Source organism: Rhodovulum sp. P5 (assembly GCF_002079305.1).
Taxonomy (GTDB): Bacteria; Pseudomonadota; Alphaproteobacteria; order Rhodobacterales; family Rhodobacteraceae; genus Rhodovulum.
In genome coordinates this window covers 1,425,858-1,439,969 of sequence record NZ_CP015039.1, presented here as the reverse complement: position 1 = coordinate 1,439,969, position 14,112 = coordinate 1,425,858, and the positions used below count along the sequence as shown (strand labels likewise).

At 63.2% G+C, this 14,112-nt stretch carries 12 protein-coding genes and 1 pseudogene; 6 read left to right on the top strand and 7 right to left on the bottom strand.

Going from position 1 to position 14,112, the window contains the following annotated elements; translation table 11 throughout:
• The first annotated feature begins 12 nt into the window (after positions 1-12).
• The 4 genes from RGUI_RS07030 (at position 13) to prfB (ending at position 5,925) form a co-directional block, all read left to right on the top strand.
• Positions 13-621, top strand: coding sequence for a superoxide dismutase (locus tag RGUI_RS07030; RefSeq protein ID WP_081532396.1), 609 nt, complete (start codon positions 13-15; stop codon positions 619-621).
• A gap of 138 nt (positions 622-759) precedes the next feature.
• A complete protein-coding gene (locus tag RGUI_RS07025) occupies positions 760-1,998 on the top strand; it encodes an N-acetylmuramoyl-L-alanine amidase (protein WP_253798963.1) in 1,239 nt (412 codons plus the stop codon).
• Between the two features lie 189 nt (positions 1,999-2,187).
• A complete protein-coding gene (locus RGUI_RS07020) occupies positions 2,188-4,728 on the top strand; it encodes a penicillin-binding protein 1A (protein WP_081532395.1) in 2,541 nt (846 codons plus the stop codon).
• Between the two features lie 69 nt (positions 4,729-4,797).
• Positions 4,798-5,925: a peptide chain release factor 2 gene (gene prfB / locus RGUI_RS07015; protein WP_081532394.1), complete on the top strand. Its 1,128-nt coding sequence runs from the start codon at positions 4,798-4,800 to the stop codon at positions 5,923-5,925.
• A gap of 10 nt (positions 5,926-5,935) precedes the next feature.
• Here prfB and RGUI_RS07010 read toward each other — a convergent pair whose 3' ends face one another.
• From RGUI_RS07010 to pgk, 7 genes and pseudogenes are all read right to left on the bottom strand, one after another.
• Positions 5,936-6,760 carry a helix-turn-helix domain-containing protein gene (locus RGUI_RS07010; protein ID WP_156882895.1) on the bottom strand — a complete coding sequence of 275 codons (825 nt, stop codon included), beginning with the start codon at positions 6,758-6,760 and terminating at the stop codon, positions 5,936-5,938.
• 109 nt (positions 6,761-6,869) lie between these two features.
• Positions 6,870-7,058 (bottom strand): hypothetical protein, encoded by a 189-nt coding sequence (locus tag RGUI_RS07005; protein ID WP_172841099.1) that lies wholly within the window; start codon positions 7,056-7,058, stop codon positions 6,870-6,872.
• A 372-nt stretch (positions 7,059-7,430) separates the two neighbouring features.
• Positions 7,431-8,729: a pyruvate dehydrogenase complex dihydrolipoamide acetyltransferase gene (locus RGUI_RS07000; RefSeq protein ID WP_081532391.1), complete on the bottom strand. Its 1,299-nt coding sequence runs from the start codon at positions 8,727-8,729 to the stop codon at positions 7,431-7,433.
• Positions 8,730-8,741: 12 nt separating this feature from the next.
• Positions 8,742-10,099: pseudogene (locus RGUI_RS06995) on the bottom strand (pyruvate dehydrogenase complex E1 component subunit beta).
• 14 nt (positions 10,100-10,113) lie between these two features.
• A complete protein-coding gene (gene pdhA / locus RGUI_RS06990) occupies positions 10,114-11,124 on the bottom strand; it encodes a pyruvate dehydrogenase (acetyl-transferring) E1 component subunit alpha (RefSeq protein ID WP_081532390.1) in 1,011 nt (336 codons plus the stop codon).
• A gap of 111 nt (positions 11,125-11,235) precedes the next feature.
• Positions 11,236-11,529 carry a septum formation initiator family protein gene (locus tag RGUI_RS06985; protein ID WP_081532389.1) on the bottom strand — a complete coding sequence of 98 codons (294 nt, stop codon included), beginning with the start codon at positions 11,527-11,529 and terminating at the stop codon, positions 11,236-11,238.
• Between the two features lie 127 nt (positions 11,530-11,656).
• Complete coding sequence (gene pgk, locus RGUI_RS06980) at positions 11,657-12,847, bottom strand: phosphoglycerate kinase (RefSeq protein WP_081532388.1); 1,191 nt, start codon at positions 12,845-12,847, stop codon at positions 11,657-11,659.
• 147 nt (positions 12,848-12,994) lie between these two features.
• Here pgk and RGUI_RS06975 point away from each other — a divergent pair, with 147 nt between their 5' ends.
• Together RGUI_RS06975 and RGUI_RS06970 are read left to right on the top strand one after the other, a co-directional pair.
• A complete protein-coding gene (locus tag RGUI_RS06975; RefSeq protein WP_081532387.1) occupies positions 12,995-13,501 on the top strand; it encodes a peptidylprolyl isomerase in 507 nt (168 codons plus the stop codon).
• Positions 13,494-14,042, top strand: coding sequence for a peptidylprolyl isomerase (locus RGUI_RS06970; protein ID WP_081532386.1), 549 nt, complete (start codon positions 13,494-13,496; stop codon positions 14,040-14,042). Before RGUI_RS06975 ends, RGUI_RS06970 begins: the two co-directional genes overlap by 8 nt.
• Positions 14,043-14,112 lie beyond the last annotated feature (70 nt).

Genomic DNA, 14,112 nt, shown 5'->3' with positions numbered 1-14,112 from the left:
GAAGGGGGCCCCATGGCTTTCGAACTTCCCGACCTTCCCTATGCCCATGACGCGCTTGCGGATGCGGGCATGTCGAAGGAAACGCTGGAATACCACCACGACCTTCACCACAAGGCCTATGTCGACAACGGCAACAAGCTGATCGAAGGCACCGAATGGGCGGACAAGTCGCTTGAGGACATCGTCAAGGGCACGTACCAGTCCGGTGCCGTGGCGCAGAACGGCATCTTCAACAACGCCTCGCAGCACTGGAACCACTGCCAGTTCTGGGAAATGATGGGCCCGGGCAAGGGCGCCATGCCGTCCGAGCTTGAAGCGCGGATCAAGGATGCATTCGGTTCGGTCGAGAAATTCAAGGAAGATTTCTCGGCGGCCGGGGTGGGGCAGTTCGGGTCCGGCTGGTGCTGGCTGGTGGTCGACACCGACGGCACGCTGAAGGTCACCAAGACCGAGAACGGCGTGAACCCGCTGTGCTTTGGCCAAACCGCGCTTCTGGGCTGCGATGTGTGGGAGCATTCCTACTACATCGACTTCCGCAACAAGCGGCCGGCCTACCTGACCAACTTCCTCGACAATCTCGTCAACTGGGAAAATGTGGCGGAGCGGCTGTCGAAGTCCTGATCTGTCGCGTTTGAAAGCGAAAGGCCGCCCCACGGGGCGGCCGTTTTCGTTGGTGGGGTGGCACCGGTTCGGATCCACCGTTTTTCTCGTTCCGATTGTGCGCTATCCTGTCGCAAAGAAAAACGAAGCCGAGCAGTCATGCGATCCCTCAAACCCATCGGCCAGCTTCTGGCGCTGATGTTGTGCCTCATGGCACCGTCATCGCCCGCCCTTTCGGGCACGACAAGCGCGCTGGCACGTCTTGATCCGGCGGGCTCGGCGATCGCAGAGGCGCGCCGGGGGGGCATATCGGTACATCTGACGCTTAGCCAGCCGGTGCCCTATCGGGTGTTCACCCTGGATGCGCCGCCGCGTCTGGTGGCGGACTTCAGAACCGTCGACTGGTCTGGCGTGGACCTGCGCGCCCTTGTCGCCACCGACCGCGTGCGGGCCATCCGCGCCGGGCCGGTGCAGGCGGGCTGGTCGCGGATGGTTCTCGACCTTGCGGGGCCGCAGATGCTTCAGACCGCCGAGATGCGGCGCGACCCCTCCAACGGTCGGGCGCGTCTCGATCTCACGCTGCGCCCGGCCACGGCGGAGGCGTTTGCCGCAGCAAGCCGGGAACCGGCCTCCGCCCTGTGGGGACTGCCCAAAGCCGAAGACCTGCCGCCACCGCCCAGACGCCAGGACGGGACACGACCCTTGCGCGTGATCCTCGACCCGGGACATGGCGGGATCGATCCGGGGGCAGAGCGGGGCGGCGTGCGCGAGGCCGACCTGATGCTGATATATTCCCGTGCATTGAGCGAGGCTTTGACACGGGCGGGGTTCGACGTGGTTCTGACCCGCGACGCCAATCACTTTGTCCCTTTGGAGACGCGGATCGATATCGCCCGCAAGGCGCATGGCGATGTGTTCCTGTCGCTCCATGCGGATGCGCTGGCCGAGGGGCATGCCTCGGGCGCCACGGTTTACACGTTGGCCGAGACGGCATCGGATGCGGCCTCGGCCCTGCTGGCCGAACGGCATGATCGCGACGCGCTGCTGGCCGGTGTCGACCTGACGGAGCAGGACGACGTGATTGCCAGCGTCCTTATGGATCTGGCCCGCACCGAAACGGCCCCGCGGTCGGACCGCCTGGCCGATGCCATTGTCGCCGGGCTGCAATCCAGTGTCGGGCGCCTTTACAAGCGTCCCCGCCTGTCGGCCGATTTTTCGGTGCTGAAATCGCCCGATATCCCTTCGGTCCTGATCGAACTTGGGTTTCTGTCGTCGCCGGGCGACCGTGCGAACCTGATCTCGCCGGACTGGCGGGCAAAGGCCGTGGAGGGGATCTTGGCCGGCCTGTCCGCATGGGCGGTGGAGGACGCGGCAGAGGCGGCCCTGCTGAGACGCTAAAAGGCAGGAAGTGTCACCAGTTAGGCGCCGGGGTGTTGCACCGAACGTGTGTTTGGCCCACATCGCCGGAAAGCCATTCACCATCGCGTGTGACGGGGATTGGTCGGTCGGTGATGACCGTGATCCTTTTGACCCGCATCGGCCATCCGCGTATATGTGTCGGATGCCAGACCATGGAGCCCACGCAGAGTGATCCGTTTCGTCTTTTCCCTCCTCGGGGCCATCTTCAGCCTTATCACACTTGGGATGGTGGCCGGGGCGCTGATGATCGGCGCCATCTTCTGGATGTATGCCCGCGACCTGCCCAACCATGAGGAACTGGCCAGCTATCAGCCCAAGACCATCAGCCGGATCTATTCCGGTGAGGGGCGGCTGATCGACGAATTCGCGGAGGAACGGCGCCTGTTCGCGCCCGCCGACGAGATCCCCGACCTGGTCAAACAGGCCTTCATCTCGGCCGAGGACAAGAATTTCTATTCCCATCACGGCTATGACGCCCGCGGGATCGTTGCCGCGATTGTCGAGGCTGTGCGCACGCGGGGCGAAACGGTGCGGGGCGCCTCCACCATCACCCAGCAGGTGATGAAGAACTTCCTGCTGGGGGGGGAGCGCACCGGCGAGCGGAAGGTCAAGGAACTGATCCTTGCGACGCGGATCGAGGACACCCTGAACAAGGAGCAGATCCTCGAACTCTATCTCAACGAGATCTTCCTGGGGCAGAACTCCTACGGTGTGGCCGCCGCGGCGCAGTCCTATTTCAACAAGACGCTGGCCGAGTTGAGCGTGGAAGAGGCGGCGTATCTGGCCGCCTTGCCGAAGGCGCCGTCGAACTATCACCCCGTGCGGGAAATGAAACGCGCGGTGGAGCGGCGGAATTTCGTCCTGCGCGAGATGTTCGAGAACGGATATATCGACAAGGCCACATATGAGGCCGCGCGGGCGGCCCCCTTGCGCACCGTGCAGAACGGGGATTTCGAGCCGTTTGCAGCCAGTCTTCCGCCGCGGGATTATTTCACCGATGAGATCCGGCGCCAGTTGTCGCGCGACTTCGGGACCGAGGAATTCTTCGGTGGTGGGCTGACAGTGCGGGCCACACTCGACCCCGCGCTTCAGGAAGAGGCCGCGCGCGCGCTGCGCCTCGGGTTGGAGAAATACGACCGGGGAACCGGGCGCTGGCGGGGGGCCGGCAAAAAGATCGACCCTGCCAAGCTGAAAGACGAGGCCGCGTGGCGCGCCGCACTGGCAGAGGTCGAGGTGGCCCGAGATATCGATCTGGATGGTACCTGGTATCCGGCCGTGGTGCTGCAGGTCGGCGACCGGCAGATGCGTCTGGGGATCGAGGGCGTGCAGGAAACAGGGGCCGAGCCCTTCGTCGTGCCACGAGAGGACATTTCGTGGATGCAGGGCAGCTTCCGCGACAATTTCGAGATCGGAGATGTCGTCCATGTCCGCCGCATGACGGCCGACAAGGATGGCCGTTTCATCCGCTGGACACTGCGCCAGGTGCCCGAGATTCAGGGCGGGTTCGTGGCGATGGACGTCAATACCGGGCGGGTACTGGCGATGCAGGGCGGCTTTTCCTACCAGAACTCGGTCTTCAACCGCGCCACGCAGGCCACGCGGCAACCGGGGTCGTCGTTCAAGCCGTTCGTCTATGCCGCGGCGCTCGACAGCGGTTTCACGCCCGCGACCATTGTCATAGACGCGCCGATCGAGATCGATACCGGGGCCGGTATCTGGCGTCCCCAGAACGCCAGCCGGAAGTTCTATGGCCCCACGCCGCTGCGTACCGGGATCGAACGGTCGCGGAACCTGATGACCGTGCGGATCGCGCAGGAAATCGGGATGGAGACGGTGGCCGGCTATGCCGAACGGTTCGGCGTATACGACCGGCTGGAACCGTATCTGGCCAACGCGCTGGGCAGCCAGGAGACCACGCTTTACCGCATGGTTGCGGCCTATGCGATGTTCGCCAATGGCGGGGAGCGGGTGGAACCCACGCTTGTCGACCGGGTGCAGGACCGCAACGGCAAGACCATCTACCGCCATGACCCGCGCCGCTGTATCGATTGCGATGTGGAGAACCTGCCCCCCTGGCGCGGGCCGACCATCGTCAGCGACCGGGAGCGTGTGATGAATGCGATCACCGCCTATCAGCTCACCTCCATGATGCGGGGCGTGGTCGAACGGGGCACCGCGGCCGGTCGGGTCAAGCTGGGTGTGCCGACGGCGGGCAAGACCGGGACGACGAACGACGCCCGTGATGTGTGGTTCATAGGCTTCACGTCGAACATCGTGGCTGGCTGCTACATGGGCTACGACCGGCCGCGGCCGTTGGGGCCGGGGGCCTATGGGTCGTCGATGTGCGCGCCGGTCTTCAACGACTTCATGCAGGATGCGACGGCGAAATATGGCGGCGGGCCGTTCAAGGTGCCGCCGGGCGGACGCTTTATCAAGATCGACCGCTACAGCGGGGTGCGCCTGCCCGACGAGGCGTCCGGCAGCAATGTCGTGGCAGAGTATTTCCGCAGTGGCGAAGAACCGTTCATCGGGTTTGTCGGCAATGCCATCACGGGTGGCTTCGCGATGGCGCAGGACCTGCCGCTTTTCGCCCCCGGCGAAGACGGGGACGACTCGCAGGTGCAAAGCGTGACCACATCCTCCGGGCGCAAAGCCGTGGTTGGCCCCAAGGCCAGTTTCGGCACCCTGTCCTCTGGCGGCCTTTACTGAGCTTGCCCGTGCCGGCGCAACGGGCTATCACGCCCATCTGACATCCCCATAGCAACAGAGGCGCAGCCGATGCGTGCAGATGCGCAGAACACAGTCGAGGATATCCGGAAGTCGCTGAACCTTCTCGCCCAGCGGATGGACTGGGAGACCGCCGAACACCGGCTGGAAGAGTTCAACGCGATGACCGAGGATCCCGATCTCTGGAACGATCCGGACCGCGCGCAAAAGCTGATGCGTGAGCGGCAGTCGCTCGTGGATGCCGTGGACAGCTACAAATCCATCGCGCAGGAGCTTGAGGACAATATCGAGCTGATCGAACTGGGCGAGATGGAGGAAGACGACGATGTCGTGAAGGAGGCCGAGGCGGCGCTGAAGTGCCTTCGGGAAAAGGCGGCGCAGAAAGAGCTTGAGGCATTGCTGAACGGCGAGGCCGACGCCAACGACACGTTCCTTGAAATCAACTCGGGCGCGGGCGGGACGGAGTCCTGCGACTGGGCCTCGATGCTGGCCCGGATGTATGTGCGTTGGGCCGAAAAGCATGGCTACAAGGTAGAGCTTCAGTCGGAAACGCCGGGTGAAGAGGCGGGCATCAAGTCCGCCGCCTACAAGATCTCTGGCCACAACGCCTATGGCTGGCTGAAATCGGAATCGGGGGTGCATCGGCTGGTGCGCATCTCCCCCTATGACAGTGCGGCGCGGCGGCATACCTCGTTTTCGTCGGTCTGGGTCTACCCCGTGGTCGACGACAATATCGAGATCGAGGTGAACCCCGCCGATATCCGTGTCGATACCTATCGGTCGTCGGGCGCGGGCGGGCAGCACGTCAACACCACGGACTCGGCCGTGCGGATGACCCACATTCCCACGGGCATCGTGGTGACGAGTTCCGAGAAATCACAGCACCAGAACCGCGATATCGCCATGAAGGCGCTGAAATCGCGCCTTTACCAGATGGAACTGGACAAGCGGAACGCCGAGATCAACGCCCAGCACGAGGCCAAGGGCGAGGCCGGCTGGGGCAACCAGATCCGCTCCTACGTGCTTCAGCCCTATCAGATGGTGAAGGACCTCAGAACCGGGGTGGAGACCTCGGATACGCAAGGCGTGCTGGACGGCGATCTGGATCAGTTCATGGCGGCCACACTGGCGCTGGACGTGGCCGGCAAGAGCCGGGCGGAGGCGCAGGCGGAGGACTGAGGGGTCAGCCTCACTCAACCGGTCTGGAAAGCGCGTCGCGTATCGCCAGGGGTGCGTCTTCGAACGGGATGTAGGGCGGTCGATGCGCGGCGGCGACGATGTTGCGCGGAGACGGTTCAATGCGTTGCAGAAGGCAGCGGCTGACCCGCGGCACGCCTTGCCGTTCACCTTGGGCAATCATGTAGATGCCCTCGAACGTCGACAGGTCGGCGTTCAGTGCCGGTGACAGAAAGATCATCGACGATACCCGCCGGGGATTGCTGTTGAAGAACTGCAGGCAATATCCGTCGACATGGCGCAGCACGATCCCGCGCAAGTCGCGTCCCGATGCAGTTTCACGTTCATCTTTGCCGGTGAACCCCTCGGAGTACTGCCGCGGGAGCACGGTGCGAACGACCCGCCCGCGGCGCAGCGTCTTCACCTGCATCAACGCCTGGCCCAGCATGCCTGCGTGCAACTGCGACCGGGTGACATACAGATAAAGGCCGTCGCCGAGTTCGTGGCTCGGGACGAAGAACGGATCGAAGTCGCCAACGTAATCGACGGCTTCCTTGACGGCGAGGTTGCTTTCGCATGCCCTCAGAAGTCTGCCATAATGGACAAGCTCATCCATCTGGGTCGCGGTCAGGCGTTCCGTCAGGATACGCGCATCGACTCCGAAATAGTCGCAGATTTGTTTGAGTTGATTGGGCTTGGGAAATGACTCGCCGCTCATGTAGCGGTGCATCTGAACCCGGCTGATATCCAGATCGCGCGCAACTCGGGCCGGCGATTCCCTGAGTTGACAAAGGTCTTTAAGATTCTCTCCAAATATCGCCAGTACGCTGGACGGCATGGTAGCAACCCGCTCGGTTGTCCTTTGCTAGGAAAAAGGGTGCCCCAAGAGCAAAGACAACACAAGGTTGCAGCGCATCACAAGCCGTGCGCCCGAACGGTGTGCGCAATCAGTGGGCGAGGGCCGACTTCTCAAGCGTTGCGGCCACGCGGATCAGCGTCGCAACTAGCCCCGTGTCCACGCGCCCGGCTTGGTCATAAGCCGTATCGACAATCAATTGTGCCGCGATTTCAAGGCGTTTGTGGGCGGGAAGGCTTTCGAGAAGACAGGCCAGATCAAGGCTGGTACCGATCGGCATTTCGCCGCTGTCAGAGACTTCACATAGCGTTTTCATCTTGTCGCCTCCTGCGGAGATGTTCCGAATTTCTACTCTTGGAATGCGATACTCGGGAATCTTTCCCACAACCATACTAGTATGTCGATGGGTTCTAAACGATGCACGCGCAGGATGTTTAGGGTGAATCGTGTTACGCGCGTTTCTCAATTGTAACGTCGCTGACGTTTCCCTTGCGTCAGCTTTGCACCTGCTTTTGCGACGTCGCAGCACGTTTTTTGCGTCCGCACGGCGCGGCTGGGACGGCAGGTTCCTGCGATGGTCAGGTGTTGACCATCGCAAGACGCTGGCCGGCAAGCCGTCGGCCGACCGGCCCCACTGCGGTAACGGTTGATATTACGCCAGCATCGCAAGCGGGTTTTCGAGGTTGTCCTTGATCGCCTGCAAAAGCTCCGCCCCAAGCGCGCCGTCGATGACCCGGTGATCGACGCTGAGCGTCACCGACATGACCGTCGCCGCCTCGATGGTTCCCTCGTCGGTCACGACGGGTTTCTTCACCCCCGCGCCAACAGCCAGGATGGCCCCATGGGGCGGATTGATCACCGCGTCAAAATTGTCGATGCCGAACATGCCGAGGTTCGAAACCGCGAAGCTGCCGCCCTGGTATTCATGGGGCGCCAGTTTGCGGTCCCGCGCGCGGGTTGCCAGATCCTTCATCTCCGCCGACAGATGCGAGAGGGTCTTGGTCTCGGCATCGCGCAAAACCGGCGTGAACAGCCCGCCTTCAATGGCCACGGCCACGGCCACGTCCGAGGTTTTCAGTTGCAAAATCCGGTCCCCGGCCCAGACAGCGTTCGCCTTCGGCACCTGTTGCAGCGCGAGTGCACAGGCCTTGATGATGAAGTCATTGACGCTGAGTTTGACGCCGCGATGCTCCAGCTGCCTGTTCAGTTTCGCGCGGAAGTCCAGCAACGCATCCAGCCGGATATCTCGACGCAGATAGAAATGCGGGATCGTCTGCTTGGCCTCGGTCAGCCGCGCGGCGATGGTCTTGCGCATGCCGTCGAGGGGAATTTCGCTGTAGTCACGGTCGGCGTAGATCTTGGCGACGGCACCGGCATCCGGTCCTGCGGGCATTGGCGCGGGTGCGGCCGGGGTCGCGGCTGATCCGGCAGATTTCGGGGCCGGGGCGGCGGTGGCGTTTTCGACGTCTGCCCGGACGATGCGGCCGCGCGGACCGGAGCCGGTGATCTGCGCAAGATCCAACCCCTTGTCCGCGGCGATCCGACGGGCAAGCGGTGAGGCGAAGATGCGCGTGCCGTCAGCGGCCGCAGGGGGTGGGGGCGATGCGGTCGGTGCGGAACCACCGGCAGGGGCCGACTTGTCGCCCGTCTCAATCTCAGGCGCCTTTGTCGGCGTGGGGGCCGCGGCGCCAATGTCGTCAGCGCTTTCGTCATCGGCCAGCAGAACGGCAATAGGTGTGTTGACCTTTACCCCCTCGGTGCCGGCTGCGATCAGGATCTTGCCAAGCGTCCCCTCGTCGACGGCCTCGAACTCCATCGTGGCCTTGTCGGTTTCGATCTCGGCCAGAAGGTCACCCGCCGAAACGGTGTCGCCCTCCTTGACCAGCCATTTCGCAAGCGTGCCTTCCTCCATTGTAGGGGAGAGCGCGGGCATCAGGATTTCCGTGGGCATATCCGCGTCTCCTCAGCGATAGGTCACTTGCTTGACCGCCTCGACCACCTCTTTCGCGGTCACCAGCGCCAGCTTTTCAAGGTTCGCGGCATAGGGCATGGGGACGTCCTTGCCGGTGCAGTTGATCACCGGGGCATCCAGCCAATCGAACGCCTCCTGCATCAGAACGGCCGAGATGTGGTTGCCGATGGAGCAGACCGGGAAGCCTTCTTCCACCGTCACGCAGCGATTGGTCTTCTTCACGCTTTCGATCACGGTGGCGGTGTCCATGGGGCGCAGGGTGCGCAGGTCGATCACCTCGGCCTCGATCCCCTCCTTGTGGAGCGCGTCTGCGGCCTCCAGCGCGTGGGCCATGCCGATGCCAAAGCTGACGATCGTCACGTCGGACCCTTCGCGCCAGATGCGGGCCTTGCCGAAGGGAATGGTGAAATCGTCGAGCACCGGCACCTCGAAGCTGCGGCCGTAGAGGATCTCGTTTTCAAGGAAGATGACCGGGTTCGGGTCACGGATCGCGGTTTTCAGAAGACCCTTGGCATCGGCGGCCGAGTAGGGCTGCACGACCTTCAGGCCGGGGATATGGGCATACCAGGCGGCATAGTCCTGACTGTGCTGTGCCCCGACGCGGGCGGCGGCACCGTTCGGCCCGCGGAACACCATCGGCGCGCCCATCTGCCCGCCCGACATGTAAAGCGTCTTGGCGGCAGAGTTGACGATGTGATCCATCGCCTGCATCGCGAAGTTGAAGGTCATGAACTCCACAATCGGGCGCAGTCCTCCGAAGGCCGCGCCGACGCCCAAGCCCGCAAAGCCGTGTTCGGTGATCGGTGTGTCGATGACGCGCTTGGCGCCGAATTCGTCCAGAAGGCCCTGACTGATCTTGTAGGCACCCTGATACTCCGCCACTTCCTCCCCCATCAGGAAGACGGTGTCGTCGCGGCGCATCTCCTCGGCCATGGCGTCCCGCAGCGCCTCGCGCACGGTGCAGGAGCGTAATTCGGTGCCTTCGGGGAAATCCGGTTCGGCCGCGGGCGCGGGGGCCTTTGGTTCTGCCGGGGCCGCGGCGGGGGCGTTTTGGTGGCTTGCGGCGCGGGGCTGGCCGATTGCGCGGCGGCGGCATCGGCATCCTCGCCATCCTCGACCAGAACGGCGATGGGGGTGTTGACCTTCACGCCATCGGTGCCGGCCTCGATCAGGATCTTGCCGAGAATGCCTTCATCCACGGCCTCGAATTCCATCGTGGCCTTGTCGGTTTCGATCTCGGCGAGGATATCGCCGGCCGAGACGGTATCGCCCTCTTTCACAAGCCATTTGGCGAGCGTGCCTTCCTCCATCGTGGGGGAGAGCGCGGGCATCAGGATTTCGGTAGCCATTGTCGTCGTCCCCCTCAGGCGTTCTGCGGCGCCGCGTCGGCGTAGATGTCGGTCCAAAGCTCGTCGAGCGCGGGTTCGGGGCTTTCCTTGGCGAAGTCGGCCGCCTCGTTGACGATGCCCTTGATCTCCTTGTCGATGTCCTTCAACTCGTCCTCGGTTGCGTGGCTGCCCTGCAAGATCAGCTCGCGCACATGTTCGATGGCATCGCGCTCCTCGCGGATCTTCTGCACTTCTTCGCGGGAGCGGTACTTGGCAGGGTCCGACATCGAGTGGCCACGGTAGCGATAGGTCATGATCTCAAGGATGTAGGGGCCGTTGCCAGCGCGGCAGTGCGCCACTGCCTTTTCGCCTGCGGCCTTCACGGCCAGCACGTCCATCCCGTCGACCGCTTCGCCCTCGATCCCGTAGGCTGCACCGCGTTCCCAGAAGTCGGGGCTTTTCGTGGCGCGCTTGACGGCTGTGCCCATGGCGTACTGGTTGTTCTCGATCACGAAGATGACCGGCAGGTCCCAAAGCTCCGCCATGTTGTAGGTCTCGGCCACCTGGCCCTGGTTGGCGGCGCCATCGCCGAAATAGACGAACGTGACGCGGCCGTTTTCCTTGTATTTGTCCGCGAAGGCGAGGCCGGCGCCGATGGGTACCTGTGCGCCCACGATCCCGTGGCCGCCATAGAAGTGACGGTCCTTCGAGAACATGTGCATCGAACCGCCCTTGCCCTTGGAGTATCCTCCCTCGCGCCCGGTCAGTTCGGCCATGACGCCCTTGGCGTCCATCCCGCAGGCCAGCATATGTCCATGATCGCGATAGGAGGTGATGCGCTTGTCGCCTTCTTCGGTGGCGGCCTCCAGGCCGACAACGACGGCCTCCTGCCCGATATACAGGTGACAGAAACCGCCGATCAGGCCCATCCCGTACAGTTGGCCTGCCTTTTCCTCGAATCGACGGATCAGCAGCATCTCACGGTAGAATTTCAGCAGCTCTTCCTTGGACGTATTTGATTTTGCTGGTGCTTTGCGCGTGGCCATTCGACAGCGCCTCCCTCGCACGAAAATGGTTTAACGTTGAACAAAATGTTAACAGAGCTCGACGCGGATTGCGAGGAAGAATTCGCGGAGACAAGGGGCGTGGCGACGGCCTTAGCGGATCACGATCTCATCGGCCCGGATCAGGCCAAGCACTTCGCGTGCGCGTTCGTCCAGCAGGTCGAGGTCAAGATAGCCGTCGGACAGGCGGCGGGTTCTGTTGGTGAGGTCTTCCAGGCTGGCTGATAGTGCCGCCTTTTCGTTGCGCAGCCGCTGGATGTCGGCCTCGATCTGGACACGACGAAACAGGCCATAGTCGCCCTGAACGGCGGCGAATGTGAAATAGATCGAGGCTGAAAAGCCAAGTCCCAGAAAAACGAGCGCGCCCCAAGCCGGACGTCTGCGCATACCGCTCATCCTGAATGCCCCATGCACCGCCTCTGATGGACGGCTGCGGGCACTCTAGCGCAAGTGATTCGCAAAGGAAATGGCCGGAATGGCGCCGGCACGGCGCCATTCCGGACTGTTGCAGCGATCAGCCTTCGAGGGCTGCCACGCCGGGCAGGGTCTTGCCTTCCATCCATTCCAGGAAGGCACCGCCCGCGGTCGAGATGTAGGTGAAATCTTCCGCAGCGCCCGCACCGTTCAGCGCGGCAACCGTGTCGCCGCCGCCGGCAACCGAGGTCAGTGTACCGGCCTTGGTCATGTCTGCCGCCTTCTTTGCCGCCGCGTTGGTGGCGAAATCGAAGGGGTTGATTTCGAACGCGCCGAGCGGGCCGTTCCAGATCAGGGTCTTGCACTTGGAGAAGACGTCCTCGATCTTGGCAACGCTTTCCGGCCCGGCATCAAGGATCATCGCATCTTCGGGGCAGGCATCCGTGGGAACGGTCTCGTTCTCGGCCCCGGCCTTGAACTCCCGGGCGCAGACGATATCGACGGGCAGAACGATCTCGCATCCCGCGGTCTTGGCCTTGTCCATGATGTCGCGCGCGGTGCCGGTCAGGTCATGCTCGCACAGCGACTTGCCGACATTGATGCCCTGCGCCGCAAGGAAGGTGTTGGCCATGCCGCCGCCGATCACCAGGTAGTCCACCTTGGTGACGAGGTTGCCCAGAAGGTCCAGCTTGGTCGAAACCTTGGCGCCGCCCACAACGGCGACCACCGGGCGTTCGGGGTTCGACAGGGCGCCTTCCAGCGCTTTCAACTCCGCTTCCATGTTGCGGCCGGCGCAGGAGGGCAGAAGCTTTGCGATCCCCTCGGTCGAAGCATGGGCGCGGTGCGCGGCCGAGAATGCATCGTTGACGTAAACGTCGCCAAGTGCGGCCAGAGCGGCGGCCATCGCCGGGTCGTTCTTTTCCTCGCCTGCGTGGAAGCGGGTGTTTTCCAGCAGCAGGATGTCCCCCTCGCTCAGCGCCGCGACGGCCTGTTTCGCCGGCAGCCCCACGCAGTCATCGGCGAAGATCACGCCCCGGCCGAACGCCTCCTCCAGCGCGGGCAGGGTGACCTTCAGGCTCATCTCGGGGACGACTTGTCCCTTGGGGCGGCCGAAATGGGCCAGCAGAACGGGCTTACCGCCCTTTTCAAGGATATCCATCACCGTCGGAATGATGCGTTCGATCCGAGTGGCGTCGGTCACCTTGCCGTCCTCGACCGGCACGTTGATGTCCACCCGCACCAGTGCGACCTTGCCGTCAAGGTCCATGTCGTCGAGGGTCTTCCAGGCCATGCGCTCTCCTCCCAGGGTTTTCGCGTTGGCGCTAATTCGCCCAAAGGCGGGGCAAAGGTCAATCCTTGCAATTTCGGTGCCTCTTTTCATCGGCGATTGGTCGCACTAGGCTCCGCCCCCGACAGAACAGGCATAAGGAACCGGTCAATGGCCGACATCAAAGATCCCGAAAACACGATCGTCATGGAACTGAAGGGCGGTACCGTCCTTATCGAGTTGTTGCCCGACGTCGCGCCCAAACATGCCGAGCGCATGAAGGAACTCGCGCGGGCAGGGGCCTATGACAACGTGGTGTTCCACCGGGTGATCGACGGCTTCATGGCCCAGACCGGCGACGTGGCCTATGGCAACGCGGAAAAGGATTTCGACATGCGCCGCGCGGGTACGGGCGGGTCCGATCTGCCCGACCTGCCGGCCGAGTTTTCCAAGCTGCCCCATGACCGCGGGACCTTGGGCGCGGCGCGCTCGCAAAACCCGAACTCTGCCAATTCGCAGTTCTTCATCAACTTCATCGACAACCACTTCCTGAACGGTCAATACACGGTCTACGGTCGCGTGATCGATGGGATGGAGCATGTCGACGACATCGCCCGGGGGGAGCCGCCTGCGAATCCCGACCGGATGATCAGCGTCAAGGTGGCCGCCGATGCGTAAGCTGGCCCTTCTTCTGGCGTTTGCCGCCAGCCCCGCGCTTGCGACGGGGCTGGAAATCGAGATCGCGGGCGAAGGCGCCAACGGCACGATCACCATCGATCTGCTGGAGGACGTAGCCCCGAATCACGCGGCCCGCATCGCCGAGCTTGCAGAGCAAGGCGCCTATGACGACGTGGTGTTCCACCGGGTGATCGACGGGTTCATGGCCCAGACTGGTGATGTGGAATTCGGCAAGTTTGGCAGCGATATGCGCCGCGCGGGCATGGGCGGCTCCGACATGCCCGATCTGAAGGCCGAGTTTTCCGATCTGCCGTTCGAGCGCGGTACGGTCGGCATGGCCCGCAGCCAGAACCCCGATTCCGCCAACTCACAATTCTTCATCATGTTCGCGCCGGGGGCGTTTCTGAACGGGCAGTATACCGTCGTGGGGCAGGTCACCGGCGGCATGGACGTTGTCGACGCCATCAAGCGCGGCAAGGGGCGGAACGGTGCCGTTCTGGGGCAACCGGACCGGATGGTGACGGTAAGAGTGACGGAATAGGGCGCCGCGTCCCGAGTGACACAAAACCTTCATGTGGATTGGTTAACGCTGCGATAATTGTTCCGTATGG